Below are 14,877 nucleotides of genomic sequence, written 5' to 3'. Positions count from 1 at the left end.
TGCTATGGCCAGACCTCGTGTTCTCTCCGGCATCCAGCCCACCGCGGACTCATTCCACCTGGGCAACTACCTGGGTGCGGTCCGTCAGTGGGTCACCATGCAGGAGACCCACGACGCCTTCTACTGCGTGGTCGATCTGCACGCGATCACCGTGCCGACCGAGCCCGCCGCCCTGCGCAGGCGCAGCCGGGTGGCCGCCGCGCAGCTCTTCGCCGCCGGCCTCGACGCCGAGCGCTCGACCGTCTTCGTGCAGTCGCACGTGCGCGAGCACACCGAGCTCGCCTGGATCCTGATCTGCCTCACCGGCATGGGCGAGGCCGCCCGGATGACGCAGTTCAAGGACAAGTCGGCCAAGTTCGGCGAGAGCGCGGCCAGCGTCGGGCTGTTCACCTACCCGATTCTGCAGGCCGCCGACATCCTGCTCTACCAGGCCAACGCCGTCCCGGTGGGGGCCGACCAGAAGCAGCACCTGGAGCTCACCCGCGACCTGGGCCAGCGCTTCAACCACCGCTTCGGCGACACGTTCACGCTGCCCGACCCGTACATCCTCAAGGAGGTCGAGAAGATCACCGACCTCCAGGACCCGACGGCGAAGATGTCGAAGTCGTCCTCCAGCCCGGCGGGCATCCTCGACGTCCTGGAGCAGCCGGGGCCGCTGCGCAAGAAGGTCATGCGCGCGGTGACCGACACGGGCTCGGAGGTGCTGTTCGACGAGGAGAACAAGCCGGGCATCTCCAACCTGCTGCGCATCCAGTCGGCGCTGACCGGCACGCCCATCCCCGACCTGGTCGCCCGTTACGCGGGCCAGGGCTACGGCACGTTCAAGAAGGACGTCGCCGAGGCGGTCGTGGAGACGTTCACGCCGATCCGCGAGCGCACCGAGAAGCTGCTGGCCGACGAGGCCGAGCTCGACCGCCTGCTGGCCGTCGGCGCCGAGCGCGCCGCCGCCGTGGCCCGGCGGACGATGGCCGAGGTCCGCGACCGGGTGGGCTTCCTGCCCAAGCTGTGACGCGAGAAGGGCGGCTGGCCTGCCGCCCTTCTTCCGGTCGTCACGGGCGCCGGTCGAGCGGGCGTACGCGCAGGCGGGCGCGGAGCGCGGCCAGGCTCCGGCCGGTCAGCCGCACACCGCCCGACACGGCGGTCCACCCCGACCGTCCCCGGCTGAACGCCCAGCCGGGGAACTCGCGCATGGCCTCTTCCAGCAGGCGTTCCATGACGACGTCGGCACTCGGCGTTGTGGTCATGGACGCACAGTGCCACCCCGGACCCGCTCGGTGACGAACCGCGGCGACAGATCTCCCCGTTCGGCCGGAGCGAACTCGGAGTTCGGTGGGCGGCCTCACACGTCGATGTTGTGGCGTTCGGCGAGGAATCGCACCTCCGGCGCCCACGACGGCCGCGCGCGGCGCACCAGCGAGCGCACCATCTCCCGCAGCAGCAGCTTGTGGTCGAGCTCCTCGGGGCTCTCGCGCTCGATCCGCAGCAGGTAGACCAGGCTCGCGGCGTCGTCGCCCAGGTCTTCGCAGGCGCGGGCGACGTGGCACAGGTGCGTGGTGCGCCGCTCGATGGACGGCGTCCTGCGGATGTCGATGTCGTCGGCCAGGCGCAGCACGGCTTCGGGGTGACCGGTGTCGTTCTCGATGCTGGCCATGTGGATGGCGACGTTGGTCGGGCCGAAGAAGGCCAGGTCGTAGGCGTCGGAGTGGTCGTCGGCGCGGTCGGCGAGCCGGGCGGCGGTGCCGCGCACGGTCTCCCTGGCCTGCTCGTCGTCGCCGCCCCTGGCCGCGCTGATGGCGGCCAGCAGGTGCAGCGCGCCGAGCGCCTTGATGTGCCGTACGTCGCCGCCGGCCACATGGGGTTCGAGGATCTCGATGCCGCGCCGGGCCACGTCGTGGGCGATCTGGTGCATGTCGTCGGAGAGCATCGACTGGCCGAGGTTCCAGTGGGCCCAGGCGAGCATCAGCGGGTCGGCCGACTCCTCGGCGTAACGCATGGCCCGGTCGGCCGCCAGGTGCGCGAGATCCACCCGCTGGAGGTGCTTGAGCACCCCTCTGGCCAGCATGTACGCGTCGGTCGCCGTCCGGTAGGCCGCGGGGGTGCGCTCGGCCGCCAGGCTCTCGGCGTCGGAGACCAGCGAGGGCAGCGCGGCCATCAGGATCGAGTACCGGCGGGCCGAGGTGAACCAGGCGTTGCGCGCCGCCGCCACGCGTTCGGTCAGCTGCTCGGCGTCGGGCGGTTCGAGGTCGGGCTCGCCGGCGCGGCAGGCGAACAGGGCGCGCTCGATGTCGCGGATCTGCGGCCTGCTGGGCTCGTGGGAGTCGCGGGGGGTCTCGCCCAGGAGCACGGCGGTGCGTACGCCGAGCACCTTGGCGATCTCGCGGAGAAGGGGCAGCGAGGGGGTGCGTTTTCCGTGTTCGATCAGTTCGATGTGCCGGGTGGTGCAGCCGGACTGGGTCGCCAGCGCGGTCGTGCTCATGCCCCTTCGTTCGCGCTGGAGTCGCACCATCTGCCCGGTGCTGATTTCGGTCATGGGCGTGACGCCTCCTGGCTTGGTCCCAACACAGCACAGGCTAGGGTCAGCGGAGCGGCCCTGCCATGCGTTCCCCCTGGTCAGGAGGTATGTCGGCAAGCTCCCGCGCCTTGGCTTTCACTAGGGTTTGCCCACTATTGGGGTGATCCGGAGTGATGGTCGCGCAGCCGTCCGAGCAGCCCGACGAGCTGGTCGCGCTCGGGGCCGGTCAGGGGCGCCAGCAGCTCGTCCTGGACGTCGTCCACCAGCCCGTCGAGCCGGGTGAGCCGGTCGCGGCCGCGCTCGGTCATGGAGATGACGTTGCGCCGGCGGTCGGCGGGGTCGGGCGCGCGCTCGACGAGGCCGCGGTCGGCCAGCTCGTTGAGCAGCGCCACCATGTCGCTGCGGTAGATGCCGGTGAGCCGGCTCAGCTCGGCCTGGCTGGCCGGGCCGGACTCGCGCAGCGCGACGAGCACCGCGTAGTGCCACTTGCGCGCGTCGGCGCCCGCGAGCCGGTCGCTGACCAGCCGGTCGGCCTGCATCGCGACGTGGGCCAGCAGCCGGCTCGGCAGGCCGCGCAGGCGGTCGGGGGCGGCCCGGTCGGCGGCGTCGGACATGTCGTGGCTCATGCCGGTGATCCTATCCCGTTGCGTTAGTCGCACTAACGGTGTACCTTCGTTAGTGTTATAAACGTTAGTGCGACGAACGAAAGAGGCGTGTCATGCCTGTTGCCCAGGTGCTGAACTCGACCATGTACTACGAGGACCGGGGGGAGGGCGTGCCGATCGTCTTCCTGCACGGCAACCCCAACTCCTCCCACCTGTGGCGCAACGTGCTGCCCGGGGTGGGGGCCGGCCGGTTGCTCGCGCCCGACCTGATCGGCATGGGCCGCTCGGGGCGGCCCGACCTCGACTACAGCTTCACCGACCACGCCCGCTACCTCGACGCCTGGTTCGACGAGCTCGGCCTGGAGGACGTCGTGCTGGTCGGCCACGACTGGGGCGGCGCGCTGGCCTTCGACTGGGCGGCGCGGCATCCGGGCCGGGTGCGCGGGGTGGCCTTCTTCGAGACCATCGTGCGGCCGATGAGCTGGAGCGAGCTGGGCGAGGGGCCGCGCGCCCGCAGCGAGCTGATCAGGAGCGAGGCGGGGGAGCGGCTGGTGCTCGACGACGACTTCCTGGTGCGGACGGCGTACACGGGCGGGGTGCTGAACCCGCTGGGCGAGGAGGAGCTGCGGCCGTACCTGGAGGCGTACGCGACCAGGGAGAGCCGCCGGCCGCTGCTGCAGTGGGCGCGCTCGATCCCGCTCGACGGCGACCCGGCCGACGTGGCGCAGGCCGTCGAGCACTACGACAAGTGGCTGGCGAACAGCGCCGACGTGCCCAAGCTGCTGCTCACCTTCGACTCCTCGCCGACCTTGCTGATCCAGGGCGAAGTGCTCGACTGGTGCGCCCGCACCATCTCGGCCCTGGAGATCGAGCACCTGGGCCCGGCGGGTCACCACGCCCCGGAGGACCAGCCGGAGGCCATCGCCGCGGCGATCCGCTCCTGGGCCGACCGCTACGCCCTGCGCGCGAACTGACGGGTGCGTCCGGCGGCCCGGCGGGCGGATCTGCGCGCCGGCCGGCGCAAGCGGCGGACCGGCGGAGACGGCTGGCTAGCGGAAGCGGCGGCGGCCGACGAGGGTGAGCACCTCGCGCAGGGCGTCGGCGGCGGCTCTGACGTCCGGCTCCGGCACCCCGGCCAGCACCTCCTCGTGGGCCCGCGAGGAGGCGTCGAGGGCCGCCAGGGCCACCCGGCGCCCCTCGGCCGTGAGCTGCACCCACCGGCTGCGCGCGTCGCCCGCGTTGGCCTCCCGCTCGACGTAACCCGCCGCCGTCAGGCGCTGGAGCACGTTGCTGGTGCCCCCCGAGGTGAGCAGCAGCGCCTTGGACAGCTCGCTCGGCTTCATCCGGTGCGGCGCCGGCGTACGGGCGAGCGCGGCCAGCACGTCGAACTCGGCGTAGGTCAGCCCCAGCTCGGCCAGCTCCGCCTTGATCGCCTGCTCGAAGACCAGGTGCAGCCGGGACAGGCGCTTGCTCAGCTCCAGACCGGCGATCAACGACGACGACAGCCCGGACTCCACCCAGCGCGGCACCATCGCGTCGATCTCATCCGGTTTCACGCCATCGAGGATACCCATCGGCAGATTGCTTTCTCGAAAGCTATTCATTAAGCTTTTCGCCATGGCAAAGACTCTGCTGATCAAGAACGGCACCGTGATCGACACCGAGCCCGAGCCCGTGGTGCTCGGCCAGGTGGACGTGCGCGTCGAGGACGGCGTGCTCGCCGAGGTGGGCCCCGGCCTGCCCGACGTCCCCGGCGCCGAGGTGATCGACGCGACCGGGCGGATCGTGCTGCCCGGGTTCGTCGACACCCACCGGCACACCTGGCAGGCCGGCATCAGGGCGGTCGCCCCCGACGTCGCCTTCGACGGCTACCTGAGCCGCGTGCTCGGCGAACTGGCCCCCGCCCACCGCCCGGCCGACGTCCATGCGGCCAACCTCGCCGGCGCGCTGGAGTGCCTCGACACCGGCATCACCACGCTGCTCGACTGGTCCCACATCCAGCTCTCGCCCGCCCACACCGAGGCCACCGTGCGGGCGCTGCGCGAGTCGGGGATCAGGGCCGTCCTCGGCTGGTGCCACGGGGGCCGGCCGGGCGATCTCGTCCGCGAGGGGCTGCGGGTGCACGAGGAGCACTTCGGCACGGGCGGCGGCCTGGTCACCATGGTCGTCGCCGCGCTCGGGCCGGAGATCGTGGCGGAGGAGCACGCGCTGGCGGAATGGCGGCTGGCCCGCGAGCTCGACCTGCCGGTCACCGTGCACATGGGCGTCGGCGGCCCGGACAGCGCCGCCCGCGGCCTGGCGTTCCTGGAGGCGAACGGCCTGCTCGGGCCGCGGACCACGTACGTGCACGCCAACAGCTACACCGACGACGACCTCAAGCGCGTCGCGGCCAGTGGCGGCAACGTGTCGGTCTCGCCGGTGGACGAGATGACGCTCGGCCTCGGTTACCCGGTCAGCGGGCGGGCCAGGGCGGCGGGCGCCCCGACCGGTCTCGGCATCGACACGGTGAGCTGCGCGCCGGGTGACATGTTCAGCCTGATGCGGGCGGCGTACCTGCTGGAGCGCGGCCGGCCGGACGGCGGCGGCATGGGCTTCACCACCCGCGACGTGCTGCGCATGGCCACCGTCGAGGGGGCCGAGGTGGTGGGGCTGGGCGACGTCGTCGGCTCGTTGCGGCCGGGCAAGCAGGCCGACCTGCAACTGCTGCGCACCGACACCCTCGGCATGGCGGCGGCGCACGACCCGATCGGCGCCGTCGTGCTCAACGCCGACCCGAGTGTCGTGGAAACCGTGCTGGTCGGCGGGCGTGTCGTCAAGCGGGATGGGCAGATGCTCCATCAGGATCTGGCGGCGGTCCTCGCGTCACTGGCAGAATCGGCCGACGCCGTGACGAGGTGATCGTTCGCCTCCGGCGGGCGGGGTGAGGGCGTGATGGCGAGTCTGAACGAGCGGATCGCGTCGCTGCGCGCCTGGGGCCGGACGACGCTCGACCACTGGCGGGTGCGCAGGCTGTGGATCGACCACCTGGTCCGGGCCGTGCGCCGCTACCAGCTCCAGGGAGGCGACCGGCTGGCCGGGTCGGTCACCTACTTCTCGTTCCTGTCCTTCTTCCCGCTGCTCGCGCTCGGGTACGCGGTGCTCGGCTACACCCTCGACGCCAGCAGCGCGACCAGGGAGGCGCTGGAGACCGCCATCAACGAACGGCTGCCCGGCATGGCGACCGACCTCAACCTGGAGCAGATCGCCGGCGCCCGCACGACGGCGGGCATCATCGGCCTCCTCGGCCTCCTGTACGCCGGGCTCGGCGCGATGGACGCGCTGCGCGCGGCGCTGCGCGAGATGTCGATGACCACCGTGCCGCCCCCGAACTACTTCCTCGGCAAACTGCGCGACCTGGTCTCGGTCATCCTGCTCGGGGCGACGCTGGTCGTGTCCACGCTGGTGTCCGGGGCCGCGACCACGGTCACGGACAAGGTGCTCGACCACGTCTTCGGCGACAACTCGCCGCTCAGCACCGAGGCGTTCCGGATCTTCGTGGTGGTGGCGAGCGTCGTGGCCGACTGGGTGCTGTTCGTGATCCTGCTCGGCTGGGTCGCCAAGCCGGCCGAGCCGTTCAAGGTCATCGTCAGGGGCGCGCTGCTCGGCGCGATCGGGTTCGGGCTGCTCAAGCAGGTGGCGAGCCTGCTGCTCAGCACCACGCTCAGCAACCCCGTCTACGGCGCGTTCGCCGCCATCGTGGGGTTGCTGGTGTGGATGAACTTCTCGGCCAGGCTCGTGCTGCTGGCCGCCGCGTGGACGTCAACCACGGGGTTGTGCCCGCCGCCGTCCCCGTCGCCGATCCCGTCGCTCGGCGACCCGCTGGAGGTGCCGGCGTCCGATCCGGGCCAGGCGGCCGGCCCCGAGTGCCGGGGCACGACCCCGCACCCGACGTCGGAGCCCTGACCCGCCACCCGTTGGGTCAGAGGCGGGACCTGTTGCGCTTGCGGCGGATGCCGAAGCCGAGCCAGACCAGCCCGAACAGCAGGCCGCCGCCGATGACGGCCGAGCCGACCGTCCGGGTGGAGTCGGTCTGCTTGGAGGCCGCCGTGTCCAGCAGCGGCGGCTGAGCGGCCGGCGTCACCCGCGACACCGGCCCCGACGCCTGCGGCGCGGCCCGCACCTGGTCGGGCACCGGCTCGACGAGCTGCCCGACGGGGGTCGCCTTCCCCCTGACCGTGAAGCCCCAGTCGAGCAGCTTGGCCACCTCGTCCCAGAAGTAGCCCTCGTGCCGCATGATCGTGACGAGGATCGTGTGGCCGCCGCGGGTGGCCGCGCCGACGAAGCTGCCCTGCGCCTTGGACGTCCAGCCGTTCTTGACGCCGATCATGCCCTGGTAGCGCCAGAGCAGCTTGTTGTGGTTGCTGATCTCGTAGTAGTCCTTGGGCGCCGGAAACTTGGCAACCTTTGTACTGATATATCGCCGGAAATCGGGGTTTGCGAGGCCGGCGCGGGCGATGAGGGCCAAGTCGTACGCCGAGCTGCTCTGCCCGGGTTTGTCCAGGCCGCTCGGGGTCTTGGCCACCGTGTCGTACGCCTGCAGCCGCTTGGCCTCGGCGTTCATGTCGCGCATGGTCTGGGCCACGCCGCCGTTCGTCTCGGCCAGGGCCATGGCCGCGTCGTTGCCGGAGGACATCATCAGCGCCCGGAACAGGTCGTCGACCTTGTACGTCATCTTGGGCGTCAGCCCGACCGCCGTGCCCTCCTGGTTGCAGGCGTTCTGGCTCGGCCGGACCCTGCGGTTCTTGTCGAGCTTCGGCAGCAGCGTCAGCGCCGTGAGCGTCTTGAGGGTGCTCGCCGGCAGGTAGCGGCCGTGCGCGTCCTTCGCGGCGAGCACCTGACCCGTCTCCACGTCCGCGATGACGTAGGAAGTAGCCTTGCTCTCAGGGGGCGCCTTGACGCCCTTGGGTTGCACCAGCCCACGGCTTCCCAGCGCGTCACCGCCGACGGGTGTCGCCGGGGCGGCGGATGCGGTCCCGCTCGTGAGCGTGACCGCGGCGAGAAGTGCCGTAACCGGCACAAATTTCGTCCACATGGCGGTCTCAGCGTAGCTCCGTGTGAATGCCCATGTGGCGACACATTCCCCGGATGATCCGCCTTCGATACTGGAGAGATGACCATGTCACCAAAGATCGCCGGTTTCCTCGTCATCCTCGGCGTGTTCATGATCGTCGAGTGGATCAACCTCGGGTTTAACTTGGCCGACGGACATCCCACCGGCTTCTACGTCGTGCACGGGATCCTGATCGGGGTCAACGTGATCCTCGGTGCGGTGCTGGCGGTGATCGGGTGGCGCGGACTGCGTGAGGCGGGGATCAGGCGTCGCAGAGAAGGCGGCGGGTGAGCGCGTGCAGCTCGTCGGCCTCCTCGCGTGAGTCGCCGATGGAGGTGAAGCCCAGCTTGCCGTACTCGGGGATGGCGCCGAGCAGGTGGAAGACGTTGCCCGTGCGCCGGTCGGCGTCGAAGCCGATGCCGAGCCGCCGGGCGGTGCGCATGACCTCGCCCGGCGTGCGGCCACGCAGGCAGGAGGAGGAGCAGTTGTCGGTCGCGGTGTAGTACTTGGGCTGGTCCCCGGCCATGAGGAGGCCGGTGGCCGGGTCGTACCTGGCCCCGGTCGTCAGCACCACCGCGCCGTACGGGTGCGTCGTGCCGCCGATCCGCAGGTTGATCTCGCACAGCAGCGCGGCGTACCCGGCGTCGGCCTTGAGGGCGAAGAAGTCCATGCCGAACAGGCCGACCACGCCCCGCTCGGCCAGGATGGCGGCGATGCGCTCGGCCGACTCGCCCACCTCGTGCCGGTACTCGGGGGCGGCGGGGAACGTGCAGCCCTGGTAGACGTCGTTGTTGGGGCCGCCGAGCACCTGGTCGTGCGTGGCCAGCACGGCCGCGTGCCCGCCGGGCGTGATTCGGGCCAGGGCGCTCGGGTAGTAGAGCGGGCGATGTTCGATGAACTCCTCCACCACCGCGCCGCGTTCCCTGATCTTCGTCGTGAAGCTCGTCCAGGTCTCCCCGGCCGCCGAAAATCGGGTCAGCGAGCGGTCGGCCTTGTCGACGATGGCGTTGCCCAGGCCCGAGTAGCCGTCGTTGAGCTTGACGATCACCCGTTCGCCGGGGAGCGAGTCGATGGCCTCGTCGATCGCGATGATGCTGTGCACGTCGCCGAAACCGCGCGCCATGGGCACGCCGGCCTCGTGCCCGACCTCGCGGGCGCCGCTCTTGGAGCCGTAGTAGGCCAGCGCGGTGGCGGGTCCGTAGATGGGGACGTTGAGTGACGCGGCCAGCTCCTCCTCGGTCTCGCTGAGGACGAACGGCACCAGCCAGGTGTCGGCGTCGATCGCCGACCGTAACCGGTCGAGGACGTCGGGTCGGCGCAGCAGCGTCCGGGTGAGGGGTTGCGACCAGGGCTCGTCGAGGCTGATGAGCTCCAGGCGCTTGGCGGCGTCGTCCGGGTCAGGGAGGAAGCCGAGGTAGTAGTCGATGATGTCGGGATCGATCGGAGCGGAGGAGAGGTAGATCACCTTGACCCCGGGTTCCCGGAGCGTCAGGAGGAGGAAGAGCAGGCGCTCCTCGTACGATCGGGCTGCCGTGATGCGGCGCAGCTCGTCCTGCGGCAGGGAGAGCGAGGGTACGACCACCAGGGTCCCCTCGCTCGGCTCGAAGATGCTCAACCCGGCATACTTCTCCCCGAACGGGATATTAGTGATCATATAGCGAGTGAAACACGCATTCTTCACAAATGCAGCAAGCGCCAAAGTGTCATGACCATGACAGAAGGTGACAGGATTCGAAATCGGTGAGCACGTTTGGAAGTGGCGACATCGGGTCACCATCTAATGATCCCTTGTGACTATTTTCCGGATCAGGTAGGCATGTGCGGAACGTGACCACCTGCGGTTACGGGCATGCCGTCGGCCAACTTTTGGTGTATCTGTCGGCGCGAGGGCGCACGGGAGCGATAAAGTCAGAAGCATCGCCACCGGGCTCGCGGCTTACCGTCGTGCACCCGGGCTGCTGCGACCGATGAACGCGAAGCCCGTGCTGACGATCTCGCACCGAAACCTACGGGTGTGGCTTTTGTTTCGCCGAACGGCCGCCTCAACCAGGTGGCTGCCGCAGGATGGACTTTTTCGAGAGCGTCATGAGCCGCCGTCCGTGCGTGGGACGCGCGGCCTCGACGGGATGGATGGTGACATATGCGGGGACGTGAGCTGCGGGGAGAGCTGGACGCGTTCCTGGCGGAGATCGAGCAGGAGCTGGTGGCGTTCCGTCGCGACCTTCACATGCATCCTGAGCTGGCCTTCGCCGAATACCGCACGACCCAGCGCATCGCCGACCGGCTGACCGCCGCGGGGCTGACGCCCTCGGTGCTGCCACGCGGCACCGGTCTGATCTGCGACGTGGGCAGCGGCGACGGGCCGACCATCGCGCTGCGGGCCGACATCGACGCGCTGCCGCTCCAGGACGAGAAGGACGTGCCCTACCGCTCCACCGTCCCCGGCGCGTGCCACGCCTGCGGGCACGACGTGCACACCACCGTTCTGCTCGGCACCTCGCTCTTCCTGGCCCAGCAGGCCGCGGCCGGGCTGCTGCCCGGCCGGGTGCGGCTGATCTTCCAGCCCGCCGAGGAACTGCCCGGCGGCGCCCTTGAGGTCATGGCCCACGGCGGCATCAGCGGCGTCGACCGCATCTTCGGCCTCCACTGCGACCCGCGCGTCGACGTCGGCCAGCTCGGTCTGCGGAGCGGCCCGATCACCTCGGCCTGCGACAAGATCGTGGTCAGGGTCTCCGGGCCCGGCGGCCACACCGCCCGTCCCCACCTGACGGCCGACCTGGTCTTCGCCCTGGCCAAGATCCTCACCGAGCTGCCCGCCGCGCTCTCCCGCCGGATCGACCCGCGCTCCTCGCTCAGCCTCGTCTGGGGCCGGGTCGAGGCGGGCTCGGCGGCCAACGCCATCCCCGACGACGGCATCGCCGAGGGCACGATCCGCTGCCTCGACGAGAACGCCTGGCACGCCGCCCCCGATCTGATCAAGGCCCTGCTGGAGTCCGTCGCCGGCGCGTACGGCGTCGAGGCCGTCATGGACTACACCCGCGGCGTGCCGCCGGTCGTCAACGACGAGGTCAGCGTCGAGATGCTGGCCGAGGCGGCCGAGCGGGCCCTCGGGGCCGGCGCGGTGGTGCCCACCCAGCAGTCGCTCGGCGGCGAGGACTTCGCCTGGTACCTGGAGTCGATCCCCGGCGCCTTCGCCCGGCTCGGCACGCGCTCGCCCGACGGCGTCACGTACGACATCCACCAGGGCACCTTCGACGTCGACGAGAAGGCGATCGCGATGGGCGTGCGGGTGATGGCCGCCACCGCGCTGACCGCGCTGTGGGACGTCGGCCCGATCGACTCCATCAGCAACGCCATGGCCTGAGCGCCGCTCCGACGGCCCGCCGCGTCGCGCGGCGGGCCGTCGGCACGTCAGCCGAGCCTGCCGAACACCACCGGCAGCCGCAGGGACGAGTGCCCCGGCGACACGGTGACCCGGGTGCCCGCCGGATAACGCAGGGTGTAGTCGCGGTCGGTCGAGATGATCACCAGGCCCAGCCGGTGGCCCTTCTTGAACAGGTAGTCCTTGGGCTGGAAGTCCCAGGTGAAGGTGTACTCCTTGCCGGGGCGCAACGGTTCGGTGCGGTCGGCGCGGTGGCGGTTGCGCACGTCGAGCCACCCCCTGGAGACGATCTTGTACGCGGTCGTCGCCGTGCCGAGCCGCCTGAGCGTCGTGCAGCCGGTGTCACCCGGGACGCCCTCGCCGTAGCAGTAGCTCTGGCCGGTCGACAGCAGGGTGCCGTCCGGGCGCACGTCGGTGCCGTAGTCCACCAGCAAGGCCGTCAGGTACGGCGAGGCGCCGTCCTTGAACGAGGCCCGCACGGAGACCGTCGGCGTGCCGGAGATGCGCACGTCGGCGGGCAGCTCGCCGGTCCGGTACGCCAGCCGGTTCGGGTCCGGCCCGGTCGCCTCCACCAGTTGCTCGGCCGTCCGCGCGCTCTGGTCCACGAAGGACTCCGCGGGCGACAGCGGCCGGGGCAGCAGGCCGAGCCGTTCGCCGGCGGCCGGGTGCAGCGCGACCGTGGTGGCCCCGGGCAGCGGCCAGGAGGCGTGCTGCTGCCACTCGCCGACGCCGATCTCCACGTCGGCCTGCGGCTCGCGCATGATGCCCGAGTCGATGCCCTGCAGCCAGTAGTCGAACCAGCCGTGCAACTGGCGCAGCCACTCGGCGGTGCGCAGGTTGAAGGGGTTCATGTGGGTGCCCTGGTGCAGCCAGATCTTGCGCGGCACGTGCCGCTTGGCCAGGGCGTACCACCATTGGGCGAACTGCTTGGTCTTGACGTTCCAGTCGTTGAGGCCGTGCACGAGGAAGACGCTGGCCTTCACCTTGTCCACGTCGTTGAGGTAGTTGCGGGCGTCCCAGAGGGGGCCGTAGTCGCCGGTGATCCGGTCCTGGCCGGCGGTCAGCGCGTCCATCTTGGCGCCGCAGACCTCGAAGCCGCGGTCCCTGGTCAGCACGAACTTGGCCAGGACGTCCAGGTCCTCGCCCTGGTAGCCGCCGGGGGCCAGGACGCCGCCGTTGGCCCGGTAGTAGTCGTACCAGCTGGAGATGGCGGCGATCGGCACGATCGTCCTCAGGCCCTCGACGCCGGTCGAGGCGACGGCGTTGGGCAGGGTGCCGTTGTAGGAGACGCCGATCATGCCGACCTTGCCGGTTGACCAGGTGGCGCTGACCTCGTTGCCGTCGGCGTCGAAGCCGCGGGCGCGGCCGTTCAGCCAGTCGATGGCGGCCTTCGGGCCGGCGGTCTCGTTGCGGTCGCCGATGGACGGGCAGCCGGTGGCGCGGGCGCTGCCGACGTTCTCGACCAGGGCGATGGCGTAGCCGCGGGGCACGAAGTAGTTGTCGTAGTAGCCGTCGAAGGGCTCGCCGGCGAGCTTGTTGGACAGGGACTTCAGGGTGGGCAGCGGGTTGCCGTTCGCGTCGACGTCCACCGGGTGGTTGGGCACGTCGTTGCCGGGGGCGTAGTAGGGGCTGGCCTCCATGATCACCGGGACCTTGAGGCCCTGGTCGGTCTCCTTGGGGCGCAGGATGTCCATGGCGACGCGGTCGGGCTGCCCGTCGTCGTCGCTGTCGGTCCCGGCCACCTCGACGAAGACCGTCTGCTTGACGGCGTCGGCGCGGGAGAAGACGGGCTGGGTGGCGTGGTTCTCGATCTTGAGGGTAGGGGTGGCGGCCGTCGCCGGGGCGGGCCCGCCCAAGGTCACGGCGAGGATCGCGACCAGCGGGACGGCCAGTGTCTTCCAAGGCTGCATACGGGGCTCCGATACGAAATTTCCACCGTTGATCGGAATCTCTGCCATGATCGACCGCTCGGCAAGGGCCCCTTCCATACCAAACTTGGGCAAAACTTTCCGAAGGCCGTCCCAAGTGCCTGAACCCAGATTCAGGTCACGGACGCGCTTGATGTCGATAACGGAGCGGTTGCGACCCTGTGTGCCGGTTTGGTCTGCCCTGGTCAAGCAACTATCTTCCGTGCAGGTGCCGTACGTTTCTTCGCGCCTGCGATGAAGTTCGACGGCGGAGGAAATGGAAGGAGTCGCCTTGCTCGGCAAGCGATTCAGCAGGATTGCCGTCGGCTCGGTAGCCGGCGTCATGCTCATGGCGGCCGCGGCCTGCGGCGGCGGCGATGGTGGCGGCACCTCGGCGAGCACGCAGCCGAGCTCCGGCGCGGGCAGCGAGGCCCCCAAGGGCGGCCTGAAGGTCGGCCTGACGTTCGACGTCGGCGGCCGCGGCGACAAGTCGTTCAACGACGCCGCCTACGCCGGCCTGGAGAAGGCCAAGACGGAGCTGAACGCCGACATCAAGGAGCTCAGCCCGGCGGCCGACGGCTCCAACCGCGGCGACCTGCTGCGCCAGCTCGCGGACGCGGGCTACAACCCGATCGTCGCCGTCGGCTTCGCCTACGGCGACGACGTCAAGAAGACCGCCGCCGAGTACCCCGACGTGCAGTTCGCCATCGTCGACTCGGCCTCCAACGCCCCGAACGTCACCGGCCTGCTGTTCGCCGAGGAGCAGGGCTCCTACCTGGCGGGCGTCGCCGCGGCGACCAAGTCGAAGGCCGGCCACGTCGGCTTCGTGGGCGGCGTCGAGAACGACCTGATCAAGAAGTTCCAGGCGGGCTTCGTGATGGGCGCCAAGTCGGTCAAGCCGGACATCAAGATCGACATCAAGTACCTCACCCCCGACGGTGACTTCTCCGGCTTCAAGGCCCCCGACAAGGGCAAGGTCGCGGCCGAGAAGATGTACCAGGACGGCGCGGACATCGTCTACCACGCCGCCGGCGACTCCGGCCTCGGCGTGTTCCAGGCGGCGGCCGCGGCCAAGAAGAAGGCCATCGGCGTCGACTCCGACCAGCGCCAGACGGTCAAGGAGACCGACCTCCAGTCGGTCATCATGACCTCGATGCTCAAGCGCGTCGACGTCGGCGTCTTCGAGTTCGTCAAGGCCTTCCAGGGCGGCGCCAAGGGCGGCAGCAACACCGTCTACGACCTCAAGGTCGACGGTGTGGGCCTGTCCACCACCGGTGGCGAGATCGACGACATCAAGGACAAGCTCGACGCTGCCAAGAAGGACATCGTCGACGGCAAAATCACGGTTCCGTCCAAGCCGTAATCTGGGTAGGAACGGACGA

General features: G+C 70.3%; 14 protein-coding genes. 7 read left to right on the top strand and 7 right to left on the bottom strand.

The features are described from left to right. Window positions 1–4 precede the first annotated feature (4 nt). Entirely contained in the window at window positions 5–1,009 is a 1,005-nt protein-coding gene (trpS, locus tag ACFYYW_RS10035; RefSeq protein ID WP_364415102.1) for a tryptophan--tRNA ligase, read from the top strand. 40 nt (window positions 1,010–1,049) lie between these two features. Here the strand turns inward: trpS and ACFYYW_RS10030 are convergent, their stop codons facing one another. The 3 genes from ACFYYW_RS10030 to ACFYYW_RS10020 all read right to left on the bottom strand — a co-directional run bounded on the left by ACFYYW_RS10030 (window position 1,050) and on the right by ACFYYW_RS10020 (window position 3,138). After that, a complete protein-coding gene (locus ACFYYW_RS10030) occupies window positions 1,050–1,244 on the bottom strand; it encodes a hypothetical protein (RefSeq protein ID WP_352326820.1) in 195 nt (64 codons plus the stop codon). A 95-nt stretch (window positions 1,245–1,339) separates the two neighbouring features. Next, complete coding sequence (locus ACFYYW_RS10025) at window positions 1,340–2,530, bottom strand: helix-turn-helix transcriptional regulator (protein ID WP_352326819.1); 1,191 nt, start codon at window positions 2,528–2,530, stop codon at window positions 1,340–1,342. A 134-nt stretch (window positions 2,531–2,664) separates the two neighbouring features. After that, on the bottom strand, window positions 2,665–3,138 hold the full coding sequence (locus ACFYYW_RS10020) for a MarR family transcriptional regulator (protein WP_352326818.1): 474 nt from the start codon (window positions 3,136–3,138) through the stop codon (window positions 2,665–2,667). Window positions 3,139–3,230: 92 nt separating this feature from the next. Here ACFYYW_RS10020 and ACFYYW_RS10015 point away from each other — a divergent pair, with 92 nt between their 5' ends. Further along, window positions 3,231–4,091: a haloalkane dehalogenase gene (locus ACFYYW_RS10015; protein WP_387647027.1), complete on the top strand. Its 861-nt coding sequence runs from the start codon at window positions 3,231–3,233 to the stop codon at window positions 4,089–4,091. A 75-nt stretch (window positions 4,092–4,166) separates the two neighbouring features. Here ACFYYW_RS10015 and ACFYYW_RS10010 read toward each other — a convergent pair whose 3' ends face one another. Next, a complete protein-coding gene (locus ACFYYW_RS10010; protein WP_387647025.1) occupies window positions 4,167–4,673 on the bottom strand; it encodes a MarR family winged helix-turn-helix transcriptional regulator in 507 nt (168 codons plus the stop codon). Between the two features lie 61 nt (window positions 4,674–4,734). Here ACFYYW_RS10010 and ACFYYW_RS10005 point away from each other — a divergent pair, with 61 nt between their 5' ends. Together ACFYYW_RS10005 and ACFYYW_RS10000 are read left to right on the top strand one after the other, a co-directional pair. Continuing rightward, the gene (locus tag ACFYYW_RS10005) at window positions 4,735–6,015 is read left to right on the top strand and encodes an amidohydrolase family protein (protein ID WP_387647022.1); all 1,281 of its coding nucleotides are present in this window, start codon (window positions 4,735–4,737) and stop codon (window positions 6,013–6,015) included. A 33-nt stretch (window positions 6,016–6,048) separates the two neighbouring features. Continuing rightward, window positions 6,049–7,059, top strand: a complete 1,011-nt coding sequence (locus ACFYYW_RS10000; RefSeq protein ID WP_387647020.1) for a YihY/virulence factor BrkB family protein — start codon at window positions 6,049–6,051, stop codon at window positions 7,057–7,059. A gap of 16 nt (window positions 7,060–7,075) precedes the next feature. Here the strand turns inward: ACFYYW_RS10000 and ACFYYW_RS09995 are convergent, their stop codons facing one another. Continuing rightward, the gene (locus ACFYYW_RS09995) at window positions 7,076–8,068 is read right to left on the bottom strand and encodes a D-alanyl-D-alanine carboxypeptidase (protein ID WP_352326813.1); all 993 of its coding nucleotides are present in this window, start codon (window positions 8,066–8,068) and stop codon (window positions 7,076–7,078) included. A 198-nt stretch (window positions 8,069–8,266) separates the two neighbouring features. Between ACFYYW_RS09995 and ACFYYW_RS09990 the strand changes: the two genes are divergently transcribed. After that, window positions 8,267–8,497, top strand: a complete 231-nt coding sequence (locus tag ACFYYW_RS09990; protein WP_352326812.1) for an SCO4848 family membrane protein — start codon at window positions 8,267–8,269, stop codon at window positions 8,495–8,497. On the opposite strand, the gene ACFYYW_RS09985 is transcribed toward ACFYYW_RS09990, so the two are convergent. Beyond that, on the bottom strand, window positions 8,469–9,860 hold the full coding sequence (locus tag ACFYYW_RS09985) for a peptide ligase PGM1-related protein (protein ID WP_364338258.1): 1,392 nt from the start codon (window positions 9,858–9,860) through the stop codon (window positions 8,469–8,471). The two genes, ACFYYW_RS09990 and ACFYYW_RS09985, sit on opposite strands and share 29 nt — an antisense overlap. Before the next feature lie 486 nt (window positions 9,861–10,346). Here ACFYYW_RS09985 and ACFYYW_RS09980 point away from each other — a divergent pair, with 486 nt between their 5' ends. Continuing rightward, the gene (locus ACFYYW_RS09980) at window positions 10,347–11,570 is read left to right on the top strand and encodes a M20 family metallopeptidase (RefSeq protein WP_364389280.1); all 1,224 of its coding nucleotides are present in this window, start codon (window positions 10,347–10,349) and stop codon (window positions 11,568–11,570) included. 47 nt (window positions 11,571–11,617) lie between these two features. Here the strand turns inward: ACFYYW_RS09980 and ACFYYW_RS09975 are convergent, their stop codons facing one another. After that, window positions 11,618–13,498: a Xaa-Pro dipeptidyl-peptidase gene (locus ACFYYW_RS09975; RefSeq protein WP_387647015.1), complete on the bottom strand. Its 1,881-nt coding sequence runs from the start codon at window positions 13,496–13,498 to the stop codon at window positions 11,618–11,620. A 289-nt stretch (window positions 13,499–13,787) separates the two neighbouring features. Between ACFYYW_RS09975 and ACFYYW_RS09970 the strand changes: the two genes are divergently transcribed. Next, window positions 13,788–14,858: a BMP family ABC transporter substrate-binding protein gene (locus ACFYYW_RS09970; protein WP_352324858.1), complete on the top strand. Its 1,071-nt coding sequence runs from the start codon at window positions 13,788–13,790 to the stop codon at window positions 14,856–14,858. Window positions 14,859–14,877: the final 19 nt, after the last annotated feature.

It is taken from the genome of Nonomuraea sp. NPDC001831 (assembly GCF_042892035.1).
Classification (GTDB): domain Bacteria; phylum Actinomycetota; class Actinomycetes; order Streptosporangiales; family Streptosporangiaceae; genus Nonomuraea.
The sequence above is the reverse complement of the archived record's forward strand: the minus strand, read 5'-3'. Positions and strand labels throughout refer to the sequence as shown.